General features: G+C 43.3%; 16 protein-coding genes. 12 read left to right on the top strand and 4 right to left on the bottom strand.

The window, feature by feature from the left end; genetic code table 11:
• Window positions 1-30: 30 nt before the first annotated feature.
• Window positions 31-666, bottom strand: a complete 636-nt coding sequence (locus tag AC0J2X_RS09205; RefSeq protein WP_014976692.1) for a response regulator transcription factor — start codon at window positions 664-666, stop codon at window positions 31-33.
• 173 nt (window positions 667-839) lie between these two features.
• On the opposite strand from AC0J2X_RS09205, the gene cmoA reads away from it, so the two are divergent.
• The 9 genes from cmoA to AC0J2X_RS09250 all read left to right on the top strand — a co-directional run bounded on the left by cmoA (window position 840) and on the right by AC0J2X_RS09250 (window position 10990).
• Window positions 840-1571, top strand: a complete 732-nt coding sequence (gene cmoA, locus AC0J2X_RS09210; protein ID WP_278712024.1) for a carboxy-S-adenosyl-L-methionine synthase CmoA — start codon at window positions 840-842, stop codon at window positions 1569-1571.
• Window positions 1572-1624: 53 nt separating this feature from the next.
• Window positions 1625-2623, top strand: coding sequence for a tRNA 5-methoxyuridine(34)/uridine 5-oxyacetic acid(34) synthase CmoB (gene cmoB / locus AC0J2X_RS09215; RefSeq protein ID WP_278712023.1), 999 nt, complete (start codon window positions 1625-1627; stop codon window positions 2621-2623).
• A gap of 94 nt (window positions 2624-2717) precedes the next feature.
• Entirely contained in the window at window positions 2718-3590 is an 873-nt protein-coding gene (locus AC0J2X_RS09220) for a kinase (protein WP_014976694.1), read from the top strand.
• Window positions 3587-4396: an HAD-IIB family hydrolase gene (locus tag AC0J2X_RS09225; RefSeq protein WP_014949681.1), complete on the top strand. Its 810-nt coding sequence runs from the start codon at window positions 3587-3589 to the stop codon at window positions 4394-4396. The genes AC0J2X_RS09220 and AC0J2X_RS09225 overlap by 4 nt, the downstream gene beginning before the upstream one ends.
• Before the next feature lie 12 nt (window positions 4397-4408).
• A complete protein-coding gene (locus tag AC0J2X_RS09230; RefSeq protein WP_014949682.1) occupies window positions 4409-5632 on the top strand; it encodes a glycosyltransferase family protein in 1224 nt (407 codons plus the stop codon).
• A 5-nt stretch (window positions 5633-5637) separates the two neighbouring features.
• Window positions 5638-7392: a sugar phosphorylase gene (locus AC0J2X_RS09235; RefSeq protein ID WP_061095214.1), complete on the top strand. Its 1755-nt coding sequence runs from the start codon at window positions 5638-5640 to the stop codon at window positions 7390-7392.
• A gap of 99 nt (window positions 7393-7491) precedes the next feature.
• Complete coding sequence (locus AC0J2X_RS09240; RefSeq protein ID WP_170826507.1) at window positions 7492-8163, top strand: phosphoglycolate phosphatase; 672 nt, start codon at window positions 7492-7494, stop codon at window positions 8161-8163.
• Window positions 8164-8301: 138 nt separating this feature from the next.
• Window positions 8302-9516, top strand: a complete 1215-nt coding sequence (moeA, locus tag AC0J2X_RS09245) for a molybdopterin molybdotransferase MoeA (protein ID WP_283615449.1) — start codon at window positions 8302-8304, stop codon at window positions 9514-9516.
• Window positions 9517-9616: 100 nt separating this feature from the next.
• Window positions 9617-10990: an MATE family efflux transporter gene (locus AC0J2X_RS09250; protein WP_069944420.1), complete on the top strand. Its 1374-nt coding sequence runs from the start codon at window positions 9617-9619 to the stop codon at window positions 10988-10990.
• Window positions 10991-11045: 55 nt separating this feature from the next.
• Here the strand turns inward: AC0J2X_RS09250 and AC0J2X_RS09255 are convergent, their stop codons facing one another.
• From AC0J2X_RS09255 to AC0J2X_RS09265, 3 genes are read right to left on the bottom strand one after another with little or no spacing between them, the layout of a single operon-like run.
• Entirely contained in the window at window positions 11046-11765 is a 720-nt protein-coding gene (locus AC0J2X_RS09255) for a nucleotidyltransferase family protein (protein ID WP_472995962.1), read from the bottom strand.
• A 48-nt stretch (window positions 11766-11813) separates the two neighbouring features.
• Window positions 11814-12995, bottom strand: coding sequence for a vWA domain-containing protein (locus tag AC0J2X_RS09260; RefSeq protein ID WP_014976698.1), 1182 nt, complete (start codon window positions 12993-12995; stop codon window positions 11814-11816).
• Window positions 12995-13831 carry an AAA family ATPase gene (locus tag AC0J2X_RS09265; RefSeq protein WP_472995963.1) on the bottom strand — a complete coding sequence of 279 codons (837 nt, stop codon included), beginning with the start codon at window positions 13829-13831 and terminating at the stop codon, window positions 12995-12997. The genes AC0J2X_RS09260 and AC0J2X_RS09265 overlap by 1 nt, the downstream gene beginning before the upstream one ends.
• 271 nt (window positions 13832-14102) lie before the next feature.
• Between AC0J2X_RS09265 and cysK the strand changes: the two genes are divergently transcribed.
• From cysK to AC0J2X_RS09280, 3 genes are all read left to right on the top strand, one after another.
• The gene (cysK, locus tag AC0J2X_RS09270) at window positions 14103-15068 is read left to right on the top strand and encodes a cysteine synthase A (RefSeq protein ID WP_014949690.1); all 966 of its coding nucleotides are present in this window, start codon (window positions 14103-14105) and stop codon (window positions 15066-15068) included.
• A gap of 245 nt (window positions 15069-15313) precedes the next feature.
• A complete protein-coding gene (locus tag AC0J2X_RS09275; RefSeq protein ID WP_014949692.1) occupies window positions 15314-15772 on the top strand; it encodes a nuclear transport factor 2 family protein in 459 nt (152 codons plus the stop codon).
• A gap of 653 nt (window positions 15773-16425) precedes the next feature.
• Window positions 16426-17082 carry a hypothetical protein gene (locus AC0J2X_RS09280; RefSeq protein ID WP_472995964.1) on the top strand — a complete coding sequence of 219 codons (657 nt, stop codon included), beginning with the start codon at window positions 16426-16428 and terminating at the stop codon, window positions 17080-17082.
• The last annotated feature ends 480 nt before the right edge of the window (window positions 17083-17562 follow it).

Genomic DNA, 17562 nt, shown 5'->3' on the forward strand with positions numbered 1-17562 from the left:
TTTTTTATTAGCGCTAGATAAATACTTAGTTTAGCTAAGTTGGAGTTTATCCATCAACAATACGGCTTGCGTACGCGTGTTGATCTCTAGCTTGCGAAGAATGGCACTAATGTGTGCTTTAATGGTTGCTTCCGTAACGTTCATCTCGTGAGCGATTTGCTTGTTCATTAAGCCTGCGCGTAAGTAAGAAAGCACTTGAATCTGTTTAGGTGTAAGTTCACGGAAGCGCTGAAGTAGAACTTTTAGCTCATCGTCAACTTTCTCTAGTTCTTCTTCCATACCTTCTGGAAGCCACTTTTTGCCACCAATAATGTCTACAATAGCCTGAGCAATTTCTCGTGTTTGCGACACTTTGGGGATAAAGCCCTGAGCACCTAGGCTCATTACTTGAGCGACAACCTCAACAGTATCGCTGCCCGAAACAACACCAATAGGGATATTCGGATATTGTTCACGCAGCGTGATAAGGCCGTTAAAATATTCACCGCCAGGCATATTAAGGTCAAGAAGGATCAGCTCAACACCGTCGAATTCGTTTAGCTTCGCCATCGCATCATCCAAGCTTCCTGCTTGAATTATCTGTGCGTTTTCAAAGTAAGGTTCCAACGCGCCGCTCAAAGCTTCGCGAAACAATGGGTGATCGTCTGCTACTAGAATTCTTGTCATTAGCGTTACTGCTTCCTTATTGTATTATGAGTATAGATTAATACTTTAGATCATTAACGAAAAGCCCTAAACCAGAAAAATCACGCAAAATATAACAAATTTGGTGTTTTCCATTGGCATTTACGTATCAAACGGTAAAATTGCGCCCCAAATTAGTTAATTGAAGACCCACTGTGAAGAAACACGACAATATATACGCAAAGGCACTCAATAAAGTAGATGACTTTAAATTTGACGAGTCTGTCGTTGATGTGTTTCCCGATATGATTCAGCGCTCAGTGCCTGGATACGAAACCATTGTTCACACCATAGGCGAATTGGCTAAAATTGCCGTTACGCCCAATACCGTCGTTTATGATCTTGGCTGTAGCTTAGGTGCTGCAAGTTTATCTGTGGCAAGAGCTGTACCTAACGATACATGTGAAATTATTGGTGTGGATGCTTCAGAAGCAATGGTAGAACGCTGCAAACGCGTTGTACAGACCTTCACACTGCCAAACCCAATTGTTATTCAGCATGGGTTTGCACAAAGTATAGAAATTAAGAATGCCTCTTTGGTTGTGATGAATTTCACTTTGCAATTTATCCCACCCGCTGACCGCGAAGCGTTATTAAAGCGCATTTACGACGGGCTTAACCCCGGCGGTATGTTGGTGCTATCAGAAAAAATACGCCACCCTACCCTTACTGGCAATGAACTGCTGGTAGATTTACATCATCAATTTAAGCGCGACAACGGTTATAGTGAACTAGAAGTGAGCCAAAAGCGCGCCGCGTTAGAAAAAGTTATGCTAACCGATACATTTAACGAGCATGATACTCGCTTGAGAAAAGTCGGGTTTACCGATGTTGTGATGTGGTACAAATGTTATAACTTCACGTCTATGGTTGCCATTAAAGGCTAAACAAATCTCGCTACGTCCGTCTTTCCGCAACGCCAACACATATTAAGAACAGTATGAGCAAATTAGAACAAACTTGGTTTACCGATTGCTACAAATCGTTAATAGACAGCCCGCTATCACATTGGCTTCAAACGCTGCCGGCACAAATGGAAACCTGGCAGCGAACTGCTAAACACGGTGAGTTTGATAAATGGTGCCGTTTACTTTCGAAGCTGCCGACTACGTCGCCGAGTTGTGTTGATTTAGCCTCAAGCGTTTCCATTGGCACCGAAAATGACGTAGATGAATATGTCCAAAAACAAATTGAAGGATTACTAAAGCAGTTTATGCCCTGGAGAAAAGGGCCATTTAATCTTCATGGAATTCATATTGATACAGAGTGGCGTTCGGACTGGAAATGGGATCGCGTAGCACCTCATATTAGTTCGCTGGAAGACCGAAACGTTTTAGACGTAGGTTGTGGTAGTGGTTATCACATGTGGCGCATGCTGGGTGAAGGTGCCAATAACGTAATAGGTATAGATCCTACCCAACTGTTTCTTATTCAGTTTCACGCCATTAAACAATTTATTAGTAAAAGTAGTGCGCCTTCCGAGAATATCCATTTTCTACCGATGGGCATTGAAGACATGCAGCCATTGAGAGCTTTCGACACTGTGTTTTCTATGGGTGTACTTTACCACCGTAAAGACCCAATGGCGTTTCTGCAGCAACTTAAAGACCAGCTAAGAAAAGGTGGCGAACTGGTTCTTGAAACCCTTGTTGTGGATGGTGATGAAAACACAGTATTGATGGCGGGTGAACGCTATGCACAAATGCGAAATGTGTGGTTCTTACCGAGCACTGCAGCCCTATCTGTTTGGTTAGGCCGCTTAGGCTTTGAAAATATTCGCGTTGTAGATATCAACCACACAACCCTAGATGAGCAGCGCGCAACGCCTTGGATGGAAACGCAATCTTTGAAAGATTTTCTCGATCCGGAAGATATTACTCGCACTATCGAAGGTTACCCTGCACCACAAAGGGCCGTTATTGTCGCTAACAAGAAGTAAGTCGTAAGACCACGCCTCTGTTACCCTATTGGCACAAATGTTGTTATCTTAATCAAGAAGAACGTGCGAATTCTGCATTGATTAAGGTGACAACATGGATATACATGGCTTTCTAACGACGCATCAATTGCCAAGTACCTATGCAGAAACTGCACAAAAATGGTTCACCCCATTATGTGAGCAACTGCTTAAGCACCAAGACGGTGCAACACAACCATTTATCGTGGGCATAAATGGCAGTCAGGGTTCAGGTAAATCAACTCTGACCAGTTTTATCGAGTCCTTCCTTACCTCGGTCCACAACAAAAAAGTGGTATCACTCTCAATTGACGATTTTTACTACGACCAGTCGCAGCGAAATGCGCTAGCAATAAAAGTTCACCCGCTTCTAGCAACTCGTGGTGTACCGGGTACTCATGACATTCCTCTAGCGTTAAATACGTTTCGCAGTTTAGAAAAAGGCACGCGTACATCGCTGCCCCGCTTTAACAAAGCTACAGATAACCCGTTCCCCAAAGAACAGTGGCCTGTAATCGAATCTTCACCCGATTTCATCATACTTGAAGGATGGTGTGTGGGCGCTATTGCGCAAACATCTAGCGAACTTAAACGGCCAGTAAACCACCTTGAAGAAGTAGAGGACCCATTGGGCATTTGGCGCTCTTTTGTAAACACTGAACTAGCAGGCGATTATCAGACGTTGTTCGACAAAATAGACTACCGCATTATGCTGAAAGCACCGAGTTTCGACTGTGTGTATCAATGGCGGTTAGAACAAGAACATAAACTCGCCCAAAAAGCGTTAAAAGATAGCGATGGAGTGATGTCTGATGAAGAAGTGGCAAACTTTGTGCAACACTACCAACGCATCACTGAACACGCATTAAGTCACTTGCCTGAAAAGTGCGACACCGTGTTTTATCTAGATGAAACAAGAACGATAACTAAACAGGACGTAAAACGATGACGAAAACGCTTGTTTTCACCGATATGGACGGCACGCTGTTAGACCACCATACCTACTCTTTCGAGGCGGCGAAACCGGCTTTAACGGCATTAGAAAAAAAGGACATTCCCGTTATTCCCACTACCAGCAAAACCTTTGCTGAATTACAACCGCTGCGCGAGAGTATTGGTTTAGATGGGCCTTTTATTATTGAAAATGGCGCCGCTATTTTCATCCCTCATGGCTTTTTCAAACAAAAACCCAGCGGTACGGTTTGGATAGATGGCTACTGGTGTAAGGCGTTTATCTCAAACAAAAATTACTGGATTAAGCTACTTGAAAAAATAGGTAGCGAATTTGACGGCAAGTATAAACAATTCTCAAAAATGTCGATTCAAGAAATTCAGGAATGTACTGGGCTTGACGAAAGGTCAGCGTCACTTGCTGCCAAACGCCAGTTTGGCGAGCCGGTTTTGTGGCTTGGCACTGACGAAGAAAAACAACGCTTTTTAAAGGTAGTAAAAGATCGCGGTGCTTTCCCTCTAGAAGGCGGCCGCTTCATTCATATTTCAGGTAATTGCGATAAAGGCCAGGCTCTCAAGTGGCTGGCCAATGAATATCAAAAGCAACATACCACCAAAGTTAACACTATTGCCCTTGGCGATGGTAAGAACGACGTTGCAATGCTTGAAGCGGCGCACGTCCCCATTCGCATTTTATCCCCGGTAAATCCTCCACCAGCAGTAAAAAAAGAAGAGGTCTATACCAGCACCCTAACCGGCCCTGAAGGCTGGAACGAAATGCTTACTCAATTGCTATCCCTATGATCAGGAGGACACATGGCTGATTTTTATCAAAATGGTGTGGTTACTACGTTACATAACTTAGCTCGTCGTCCTACCGAAGAGCTTGAAGCAGAGCTTCTACAGTTTTCACAGAAGCGCCCTATGGCACTTATTTTACCGTCGCTCTTTTCTGAATTAGAAGGCGACGCACTTCCACATATCGTCAACGAATTAACAGACGTGCCCTACTTATCAGAAATTGTCATCGGTCTGGACCGAGCCAATGAAGAGCAGTACAAACACGCACTAAAATTCTTCGGCAAACTTCCTCAGCATCACAGAGTGCTATGGAACGACGGTCCTCGCCTTAAAGCACTTGATGAAGAGCTTCAGGCTCAAGGCTTGGCGCCAAAGGAGTTAGGTAAAGGCCGAAATGTTTGGTACTGCATGGGCTACGTACTAGCATCGAATCGCGCTGAATCTGTTGCACTACACGATTGCGATATTGTTACCTATAACAAAGATTTGCTCGCCAAGCTTATCTACCCTGTAGCCAACCCAATGTTTAACTACGAGTTTTGTAAGGGTTACTATGCGCGTGTGGCTAACGGCAAAATTAATGGCCGTGTTTCACGACTTCTCGTTACGCCATTACTTCGTGCATTAAAACGCATTATGGGAGACAACGAATACTTGGAGTTTATGGACAGCTTCCGCTATCCATTAGCGGGTGAGTTTTCGTTTAGACGCGACGTACTAAACGATATTCGCATTCCAAGTGACTGGGGCTTAGAAATTGGTGTGCTTTCTGAAATGCACCGCAACTATTCGCACAACCGCCTGTGTCAGGCAGATATATGTGATATTTACGACCATAAACATCAGGATTTATCGCTTAATAACGACCAAGGTGGTTTGTCTAAAATGTCTATCGACATTACCAAAGCCATTTTCAGAAAACTTGCCACGCAAGGCTATACGTTTAGCAACGAAATGTTCCGTTCAATTAAAGCCACCTATTTCCGTATTGCGCTAGACTTTATAGAAACCTACCACAATGACGCGGTAATGAATGGCTTGAACTTAGACATTCACAGCGAAGAGAAAGCAGTAGAAATGTTTGCCAGTAACATTATGAAAGCGGGGCAAAACTTTTTAGAAAACCCTATGGAAACGCCGTTTATACCAAGCTGGAACCGCGTGACCAGCGCGGTACCCGATATTTTAGAACGACTATTAGAAGCGGTTGAAGCCGATACTGCAGAATATATGGAGTAAGTAATATGGCATGGGACCATCTCCATGACAAAGTAAAACACCATTTAGAAAGCATTTATGCCGATGTATCGCTGGACGTCTCGTATGAGACGCTAGCGACTGAGTTAATGAACACTATAGGCATTCAGCAGCAAACGGATATTGCTTCACCTCAGTCTCATCACAATTATTGGGATGAAGATGACATTATCATGATTACCTACGGTGATAGTGTCATTGACGAAGGGGAGCGCCCGCTGGTTACGTTAAATAAGTTTTTGCACCGCTACTGCAAGAACACCGTTAATAACGTTCACATCCTGCCCTTCTTTCCGTACAGCTCAGACGATGGTTTTTCGGTTATCGACTACTCTACGGTGAATGAAGCACTGGGTTCATGGGACGATATTGAAGTCATTGCTGAGGATTATGGCTTGATGACCGACTTAGTTATCAATCACTGCTCTGCAAGAAGCGTGTGGTTTGATAACTTTGTGAAGGGTGAAGGACCAGGATCTGACTTTTTCTTCACAGCAGACCCATCTGATGACCTCTCCATGGTAACTCGCCCTCGTGTGTCGCCCTTGCTGCGAGAAACGGAAACCGCCAACGGTACAAAGCATGTATGGTGCACGTTTAGTCACGACCAAGTTGACTTTGACTTTAGAAACCCCAAGGTGTTGTTAGCGTTTATCGATATCATCAAGCTGTATATTGATAAAGGCGCTAAAATCTTTCGCTTAGACGCAGTGGCATTTCTTTGGAAAATTGTAGGTACAAACTGCATTAATCTATTCCAAACCCACGAAGTCATACGTTTGATCCGAACGCTGATTGAACATGTGGATCCTTCCATCATAATCATTACCGAAACCAATATTCCCAACAGGGAAAACCTAACGTACTTTGGTAATGCTAACGAAGCCCATGCTATCTACAACTTTTCGCTTCCGCCGTTACTTGTAAATACATTAGTAACGGGTGATTGTACGTATTTGAAAAGCTGGATGATGAGTATGCCACCGGCGCAAAACGGCACAGCCTACTTTAACTTTATCGCTTCGCACGATGGTATTGGCTTGCGTCCGGCGGAAGGCCTACTGTCAGATGAAGAAATTTCAGAGCTTGTGCATACAATGCAGCACTTTGGCGGCAAGGTGTCGTGGCGCGCTTCTGATCACGGTCAGCAAAAGCCTTACGAGATAAACATCACCCTGTTCGACGCGCTGCAAGGAACCACCAAGGGCCCTGATAAATATCAAGTAGACCGATTTATTTGTGCTCACGCCATAATGTTAGGTATGGAAGGTATACCAGGAATTTACATTCACAGCTTACTCGGCACATCCAACGATTACGAAAAGGTCGCTAATACAGGACAAAATCGTTCAATCAACAGAAAACGTTGGGACTTTAACGAATTAGAGGCTCTGTTAGACTCGCCCTTTTCACAGCACCATAAAGTACTCACTCGAATCTCGCAGCTTATACGCATACGTAAAGCGCAGCCCGCATTTCACCCCAATGCAACGCAGTTTACATTGCAGCTTGGTAATCAATTATTTGGCTACTGGCGACAAAGTCTCGATAGAAAGCAAAGTATTTTCTGTATTAGTAATATTTCAGACGAAGAACAAACAATTTTGCTGTCTGACATAAATCTTATTGGCACAGATAATTGGATTGATCTCATCACCCGTGACGAGATAGCCCTTTCTAGTGGTTTCTTACAAATGAAGCCTTATCAAGTGCTTTGGATCAGCAACCAAGATTTTGAATGAATCTTTGAGCTTATAACGCCAGTCGACCAATAAATCTACCGCGGTAAGGATACTGCGGTGTTATGCTTGTCACACGAGTTAGCAAATCAAAAGTTTGTAATGCAAGAAATTAATACCTTTTTTTTCGATTTAGACGGAACCTTGGTAGACTCTGTTCCTGATTTGGCAACAGCGTTAAACCAAACATTAAACGACTACCAATTACCAACTTATAACGAGCAGACAATTAGACACTGGGTTGGAAATGGTGCTCGTGTTCTGGTGGAACGCGGATTGAGCGGCAACGCAAAGATCAGACACCATTACACATCAAACGAGATTGATGCCGCTTTAGAAAAATTTCTTTTCTATTACCGAACGCTAGATACTAAAAGTACAGTGCTGTACGACGGCGTGTTCTCAACACTTCACGCGCTAAAAGAACAAGGGTTCACGCTAGCATTAATCACTAATAAACCTTCGGAATTTATTGAGCCTATCCTTTCATCGTTCTCAATATTCTCGTTGTTTTCGCTTACCATTGGCGGTGATAGTTTACCGGAAAAAAAGCCTTCTTCCCTTCCCCTTCTGCACGCCTGTGAAAAGCTTGGTGTTTCGCCCTCACAGTGTGTAATGGTTGGAGATTCTAAAAATGACATTGTTGCCGCAAAAGCCGCGAACATAAAAAGTATAGGGCTTACCTACGGGTATAACTATGGTGAGAACATCGCAAAATATAAACCTAACTGGGTTTTCGACGACTTTGAAGAGATATTAACGTTCGCTTCTTAATTCATCTGACATAGCCGTTGATGAAACTTCAATTGCGTCGTTTACGCATACTTTCTTTTATTTCACGCTTTAACCTTTGGTATAAGGCCGCTTTTTCTGTAATATCCGCGTGTTAAATCATTTCATGGAGTTGTTGGTATGTCATCTAAATGGCTTTCACTAGAAGAAGCCCTCACTAAAGCATTAGACGCTGCAAAAGCGATAAACGACGTTGAGCAAGTGAGCATTTTTGACGCCAACAACCGCATCTTGGCCCAAGATGTAACTGCCCACGTTGATGTCCCGCCATGGGATAATTCAGCAATGGATGGCTATGCCGTAAATGCAGAAGATCTTAAACACAGTGGTAAACTCGAAGTACAGGGTGTAATTACAGCTGGCATGAGTGCTGATGAGCCGCTTGAAAAAGGCAAAGCATTTAAAATAATGACGGGGGCCCCGGTGCCTGCCAATGCTAACGCCGTTGTAATGGTAGAGAATACCGAAAGTCATGATGGCGCGGTTTTGATCAATAAAATTCCATCGGCGCAAGAGAATATACGTAAAAAGGCCAATGATATCGCCAGTGGCGATACACTAATAAGCAAGGGCACGCGCCTTCACGCCGAACACCTTATGCTGCTGTCCTCCCAAGGAAACAGTAAGGTGGCAGTATTCAGAAAACTTCGCGTTGGTGTAGTCGCGACTGGTTCTGAACTTGCTGCACCTGGCGAACCCTGTAAATCGACACAAATTTTCGAGTCTAATCGCGTTGGTGTAAGCAGCATTTTAAGCAATGAAAACGTAGAGCTTGTTGATTTCGGCATTGTAGAAGACGACGAAGCTTCTTTGCGTAAACTCTTCATTGAGGCGAGCGAGCGTGTAGATGTAATGGTAAGTAGCGGTGGTGTATCTGTGGGCGATGCCGACTATGTAAAAGATATCATCGCTGAATTGGGCACTATCGACTTTTGGAAAGTCGCAGTTAAACCGGGTAAACCCTTTGCTCTGGGTAAAATAAACAACACGTTGTTTTGCGGTTTGCCGGGCAATCCTGTGTCTTCATTTGTTACCGCAAAATTATTGGTTGTGCCTGTTATCAAAAAAATGCAAGGACAAGTACAACCGCACGAGCCGTTCTTTGTTAACGCTAGCATTACGACACCTCTTAAGCGACGTGCAGGTCGCCGAGACTTTCAGCGTGCAACCATGGTAAGAAATAATCAAGGTGAATGGGAAGTCACACCATTTAAGTCACAAAGCTCTGGCGTTATGACTTCAATCACTTCTGCTAACTGCCTAATGGTAGTACATGAAGATATAAGTGAGTTAAAAGTTGGCGATACGGTTCCGGTTATACCGCTACATTTTTAACAAGTTCGTTGTTGAAACGCTACTTCGTTAAGGCTTTTGAGCTCGTTTTTATTTTCTGCATTTTTATCGCCCTAGGCGACCCATATAGAGACACATTACCGTGAATAAAAAACGCTTTCTTTTAGAAGGAAGAGACATTTTAAAACTAGCATGGCCATTGTTGGTTGCGCAGATTACTCAAATGCTAATGGGCGTTAGCGATACTATTATGGCTGGGCGTTACAGTGCAACCGACATGGCTGCGGTAGCACTTGGATTTAGCATCACTGTGCCACTGCTTTGCTTTATACAGGGTATAGCGCTGGCACTTCCCCCAATCATTTCACGGTTGCAGGGAAACAAAAATTTAAGTGGTATTGCCGACGCAAGTCAGCAAGCTGGTTATCTGGTTTTCTTTGTGGGATTAGCGGTAGCAGGCTTAATTCCATTTACTGAAAGCATAGTCGCGCTGTTCCCTATGGCGCCCGAGCTATTTAGCATTACCGTAGACTACGTACTTTATGTGCTGTTCGCTATGCCTGGATTTGCACTTTACCAATGGCTTAGAAACTATTGTGAAGGCTTGGGTAAAACCAAACCCACTATGATTATTACGGTTATCGGGCTGATGGCGAACATTGTAGGAAACTACCTGTTTATCTATGGTGTAGGCCCATTACCAGCTATGGGCGGTGCGGGTTGTGGTATTGCAACAGCCATTGTGATTTATACTATGCTTATAGCGACCGTTATCTATGTTCGTTTTGCCCCTGCCCTGCAAAAGTACAATTTGTTTGGACAGTTGTATAAACCTAACATGGTAACCATAAATCGTACCTTCAAAATGGGCTTGCCCATTGCTATGACTATCCTGTTCGAAGTGACGCTGTTTTCACTGGTTGCATTGTTATTAGCCCCTTTTGGTGCCACAACGGTAGCGGCCCACCAAGTCGCACTGAACTTCTCGGCCCTGATGTTCATGTTTCCTATGAGTATTGGTATGGCAGCAGCAATTCGCATTGGCTATCGCATAGGGCAAAATAACCCACGACAGGCAAAAATTGCAGCTCGAACCGCTATTCTGATCGGTTTTTTCACCGCTGCGTGTACGGCTAGCTTCACTCTGGTAGCAAAGGGATTCATCATTGGCCTGTACACCAGCGACGAAGCCGTATATACCTTGGCAAATGCGCTATTGATTTATGCGGCGTTATTCCAATTGTCTGATGCGGTTCAGGTGATTTCGGCTAATGCATTACGCGGCTATAAAGACACAACAGCGATGTTTGTTATTACCTTTGTGTCCTACTGGTTAATAGGTCTACCTACAGGCGTTATTTTAGGTAGAACAAACTGGATAACGGCAGAACCAATGGCCGCAGCAGGGTTTTGGATTGGCTTCATTGTAGGATTGAGTGCCGCAGCTGTTATGCTAGGTGCACGCCTTCTTTACATCCAAAGGCCCAGTGCTGTGCATCGTATCGCGAATGCATAATACCAATCCGCATAAGCACGCTGAACGTTTAAAATGTTCAATTGAACCAAAGCAGTTACCCCCTGCTTTTTAGTTTGTCCCAGTCTTGTGGCGTGTCTATATCAAATTGTGCGTTAGGTATAGACACAGCCGTTACCCTACCTAATTTCGCATACTTCCTAATAACCGGCTTAGCCCCCATATCGCCACTTAGCGCTAGCAGTTCACTAAATACCGCTTCAGGAAAGATAGCAGGCACGGTTAATCGACTATTGTTCTCTCCCTGCTTTTGCCATTCACTGCATACTATGTGATTAGGGTTCGCATAAGAAGAGTTGATAAGGCGAACGAAGTCTTGTGCATTAAGACTCGGCAAATCGGCCAACGTGAATAGCACGTGAGTAGGTCTTGTACACAAGCCCTTTGCTGTCGGGGATACTGATTTCGACAGTGATGAAAGGCTTAAAAGATGCGTGAGTCCAGTGCGAATACTTGATGCAAGGCCTTCATCCCAATTAGCGTTGTGAACGATACTGATGGGTAGTTCAGAAACCTTACATGGAGAGTGTTTTAGCTGCGTATTTACGGAATCATGCCATTTACCCGTAACAACAGTAATGGGTAATTCACTGGTTAACGCTAAGTCATTGCGCGCACTAACTACCTCCCCCACACTGTGTTGTATAAGAGAAAGCGCAGAAATTGGGTGTTCCGATAAAAGCTTATTACCCTTGTAGCGAGCGCTCTTTCCGCCCGCCAACACCACAAGTGCTACGGCATAATTTTCCGACTTCAATTCAATATCCGTTATATCAAAGAAATAAAACGTGACACGTCAAAGGGCTTAGCGGCTTCTGCTAAGCCCTTTAATAGCAGCCGTTAACCCTTCAAGCGTAAGCCCATACATTCTGTCTTCCATAATTTCACGAATAATTTTGATAGACGAATAATACGGCCAGTAATTCTCAGCTTGCGGATTAAGCCACACAGCGTTGTTAAAGTGGTTCAATAAGCGCTGCATCCACACACTGCCCGGCTCTTCATTCCAATGCTCTACACTGCCACCTGGATACGTTATTTCATACGGCCCCATGGTAGCGTCACCTACGAAAATAACCTTGTAGTCTTTTCCGTAGCGATGAATGATATCCCAAATAGGAATGCGTTCTTTATTGCGACGAAGGTTATCTTTCCACACCTCCTCATACACGCAGTTGTGGAAATAAAAGTACTCTAAGTATTTAAACTCGCTTTGCACCGCAGAGAAAAGCTCTTGAGTACTTTTTACGTGTGGGTCCATAGAGCCGCCCACATCAAAAAACATCAACACTTTTACCGCATTGTGACGTTCTGGTGACATGTGGATATCGAGTAAACCGCCTTTTTTAGCTGTCTCACCTATGGTTGTTGGCACATCTAGCTGCTCACTTGCGCCTGTGCGAGCAAACTTGCGTAGCTTCCTAAGGGCCACTTTTATGTTACGCGTACCCAGTTCTACATCAGAGCTTAGGTTTTTAAACTCGCGTTTATCCCATACTTTTACTGCCGAAAACTTTCTGTTTCCCTTTTGCCCTATTCGCACACCTTCTGGATTGTCGCCATAAGCGCCAAACGGGGATGTTCCGCCGGTGCCCACCCATTTATTTCCACCTTGGTGACGCTTTTCTTGTTCTTCTAAGCGCTTTTTCAACGTTTCCATCAGTTCTTCAAGGCCACCGGCTTTACGCAGCGCCTCACGCTCTTCAGGGCTTAAATTTTTTTCGATTTCCTTACGCAGCCATTCTTCAGGGATATCTTTACCGAATAGATCGACAGATTCGACACCTTCAAAATATTCAGCAAACGCCCTGTCGAACTTATCGTACTGCGTTTCGTCCTTCACCATTATGGTACGCGACAAACTGTAGAACGCTTCGATATCGGCATACACCACGTGCTTTTCAAGCGCACTAAGCAAATCCAGCAACTCGCGCAGCGTGGTTTTAACCTGATATTTTCGCAGTGTATAAAAAAACTGAATAAGCATTAGCGACGCGCCATAAAGACCAGTTTTTCAAACAAATGTATGTCTTGTTCGTTTTTAAGTAGTGCCCCGTAAAGTGGAGGAATAGTAGCTTTTCCGTCTTTTGAGTGAAGCGCTTCTGGTGGGATATCTTCAGCAACTAAAAGCTTCAACCAGTCGATAAGTTCAGAGGTAGAAGGCTTTTTCTTAAGCCCTGGTACATCGCGAATTTCAAAGAAAGCTTTCAATGCTTCATCAAGCAACTTTTTCTTTAGATCAGGGAAATGCACGTTAACGATTTCTTGCATTTCATCTGGGTTCGGGAACTGAATGTAGTGGAAGAAACAACGGCGCAAGAAAGCATCTGGCAGCTCTTTTTCGTTGTTCGATGTAATAATAACAATAGGACGCTGCTTCGCGACTACACGTTCTTGTGTTTCGTAAACGAAGAATTCCATCTTATCGAGCTCTAGCAGCAAGTCGTTGGGAAACTCAATGTCAGCTTTATCAATTTCATCAATTAATAGTACCGGGCGCTTTTCTGCGCTAAAGGCTTCCCATAATTTACCTTTTACGATGTAGTTGCTGATATCGTGAACGCGATCATCACCAAGTTGAGAGTCGCGAAGACGCGATACTGCGTCGTATTCGTACAAACCTTGCTGTGCTTTAGTGGTTGATTTAATGTGCCACTGAATTAGTTCGGTGCCTAAACTCTCGGCCAATTCTTCAGCAAGCATGGTTTTACCTGTGCCCGGCTCGCCTTTAATTAAAAGCGGACGCTCTAGCGTAATAGCTGCGTTAACCGCCAGCTGTAAGTCTTTGGTTGCGATATAATTAGACGTGCCACTAAAAGCCATTATTGTTGTACTCCGTATAATTTTTCGTCTTTGCAATTTTAACTATAATATCAAGGCCTTCTCATGATTGCCCATAGATATAACATATAGCTAAAAAGCACTTTGCATTTTACTGATTGGGACCAATGATATAGGGGTATGACGAAATCCCCTAATTCAGGCTGTGAATTATTAACTATCACACGCGTTGAATTATTAACTATTAAAAAGGTCGTACAGATCACGACAGACGGGGTTTCCTATAAAATAAGGAACGAGGTAAGGATTTATAATGAACGTATTTGACGACAATTCCCTATCTATTGGCCGCACGCCACTAGTTAAGCTAAATCGCGTAACATCAGGTAATGTATACGCAAAAATTGAATCGCGTAACCCAAGCTTCAGCGTTAAGTGCCGCATTGGCGCAAACATGATTTGGGATGCTGAAAAGCGCGGTGTCCTTACCGAAGGTAAAGAAATTGTAGAACCGACCAGTGGTAACACAGGTATCGCTTTGGCGTTTGTTGCAGCGTCTCGCGGTTATAAGCTAACGTTAACCATGCCTAGCAGCATGAGCCTTGAGCGTCGCAAACTTCTAAAAGCTTTGGGCGCAAACCTTGTTCTTACTGAAGCGCCTAAGGGCATGAAAGGTGCCGTTGCCGCTGCACAAGAAATTGTGGCATCAGATCCAGACAAATACGTATTGCTTCAACAGTTCGACAACCCGGCTAACCCAGCTATTCACGAAAAAACCACTGGCCCTGAAATTTGGGAAGATACAGACGGTAAAGTAGATGCATTCGTAGCTGGTGTAGGTACGGGTGGTACAATCACGGGTGTAAGTCGCTACCTTAAAAATACGAAAGGTAAAGCAATTACTTCTATTGCTGTTGAGCCAACAGACTCTCCAGTAATTACCCAAGCGCTTGCGGGCGAAGAATTAACCCCTGGTCCACACAAAATTCAAGGTATTGGCGCAGGTTTCATTCCAGGTAACCTAGACCTAGACCTAATTGACGAAGTTGAGCAAGTTACCAACGAAGAATGTATGGACATGGCGCGCAAGCTAATGACCGACGAAGGTATTCTTGCAGGTATTTCTTCTGGTGCAGCCGTTGTTGCTGCTAAGCGTTTTGCTGAACGCCCAGAAAACAAAGACAAAGTGGTTGTAGTACTTCTAGCAAGCGGCACAGAACGTTACCTAAGTAGCCCTCTGTTTGCTGGTGCGTTCGACGAACAAGAAGAAGTTCAATAACCGCCAAAATGTTTCAATTATTTAAAAACGAGGCCTAGTGCCTCGTTTTTTTATGCCTACTCTCTTCTATTTCTCCTGAAGTTTTATGAACACAAACACCTGACTTTTCCGCTCTATTACTTTGCTTTTGTGCACAATATTGTGAATAATCAAAGCATAGATTAGCGAAGCGGCGAGCACATTGACTTCGTTGAGATATAAAACTATCAATAAGAAACGGACCTCTTTACATTAAGGTAATCCAAATGAAAACGCGTATGTGGTACGCCCTATTCGGGCTTTTTACAGTGTTGATTTTATCCGCTTGCGGTAAAAAGGAAGAAGGCATCGGGCGGTACGGTATGCTTGATGAAAGTACCCCTGAGTACACCACCGTAGCGTTTCTCAAAAGTGTTTATGAAGATGACAACCTTGATACAGCAATTCGCCTATCAAGCGAAAAACTGTCTCGTATCTTAACGAGATACCACACTAACAGTAACGTTCAGCGCCACCTCTTAAACCTTAAATATGACACCGTCACCATCACTCCACAGAGTGCAGGCCGAGTTGGCCGCAACGAATTCGCAGAAAAATCGACAATCACCGTATTTTTAAGTGGAACATACAACGACGATAAAATTGAAGACTTGCGAAGCCTCGACTTGATTAAAGAAGACGGTGAATGGAAGGTTAATAAAATTCATCCAGATGCCTATTTATAACGTGTAGATAAACGTTGTTTTTATGGCCAGCAACGTAGCTTTTTACAAATGAAGAAAATAAAAAGGATGTTTTCCGGCTTTTATGCTTAAAAGCGTTTATTTTTTGTTCAAAGTATTGTTTTAGGATAATAATTTTAAAACGCTCATAAGTGATATACGGATAGTTTCCACCTTGCATAAAGGATTTTTTCTGTACATTAAATTGTTAGGTGAAACCGGAATGTTTACCTTTGGATTGAAGAAAAAAGATATCGCTTGCTGTTTGCTTTGTTACAACGAGGCGGAATATGTCTTTTCAAGAAGTATTCGGAACTCGCTTCTTTCGCTTGCACTAATGCTTTATGCCATTACTTTTTTGGCCTTCGTGTTTTTCTCGCCTTCATTCTTGTATGTGTTTATTGTTGGTATTGTCGCTTCCTTCTTTGGTATTTTCACCAAGCTTTTTATGCACGTAGAGCTTCGTTGTAAAAAATGTAGAAATTCATTGTTAATCCAAGTCTAGGTTGTGTTAGCTTTTTCACCTAACAAACGCATTAACACTCACTGCGCTCGCTAGGGACAAAAACACGTAGGCTCCCTGCGCTTCGCTTGGTATTGTAGCCTACGTATTTTTGCCCGTTATGCGGGCCGTTAGGCTCTAAGAGAATTTGACGATGGCATCACTTTTAGAACACCCAGATTCACAAGATTTCTTTGATCGTACTTATTCGCTCTTAATTGAAGAGGCTGACAGAGGGTGTGTCTTACTCGGTGTCTCATTGCTGGATGAAGAGTTAAACAAAATGTTTAGATCGCTTGTTCCTGAAGATACAAGTAATAAACGAATAAAAGAAATATTTGATGGGAAAAATGTTTTTGGAAGTTTATCTTCTAAATTAGACATAGCTTACGTATGCCGTTTATTGCCTGCTGATGTAGTTAATTGTCTTCATTTGCTGAGAAAGCTAAGAAATAAACTGGCACACGAGGCGTCTACATTTTCTATTGATGAAAACTTGGACCAGATATATGAGATTTTTAATAAGACTAGCGGTAATCTGACTGCCGGAATGGCAAAGCTATCTGGTCAATTCGTATATGGTCAATTTATAGATAAAGTTATGGAGACTGACCACCCTACTGATAAGGATGAAAAGCTCTTCGATTCTAAAGAAGAAGCCTACGCCTTTTTAGAAACGAATGACAACGTTAAAAAAGCACTCTTTGAACAAAGAATTAAAGTTATGTTGGTAATAGGTATCGCTAGCTTAGGCGGACTAATAATATTCCACCGAGAAAAGATTTTAGGTAGTTATAAACAACAAGCCTAACAATCACATTAAGGCGCTTCGCTGGGACAGTAACACGTGGGCTCTGTCGCTTCGCTCGGATTTTAGCCCACGCGTTACTGCCCCTTATGTGGGTGTTATATGACAGGAGGTTTACTTGATCAAAAAAGGATTTAATTGGCTTCTAAGTAGGCTTCCTTTCTACTCTTTATTTTTTATATTTCCAGTAGTCGGAATGATGAACTGCCAAGGATGGAATGAAGGCAGCATGACCTCAGAAACATGCTTAATAAACTCATCTCTCCTTCAAGCATATGCGGACTTTTACTACGCACTAATTCTTTTTTCTTCTTTTATGCTGCTCTTACCGCTGGTAGTTTATACTGTTATCGCAATTTGGCTTTCAGAAGTCTTTGGCCGCAAGCTAGCCGGTGAGTGATGTCATATAACACATATGAGCCTCCGGGCTGTCAATGAAAAAAGATAGTCCTTTGACCACTATTTCAAGATCAATACCGTTGC

Source organism: Alteromonas sp. R7 (assembly GCF_055755235.1).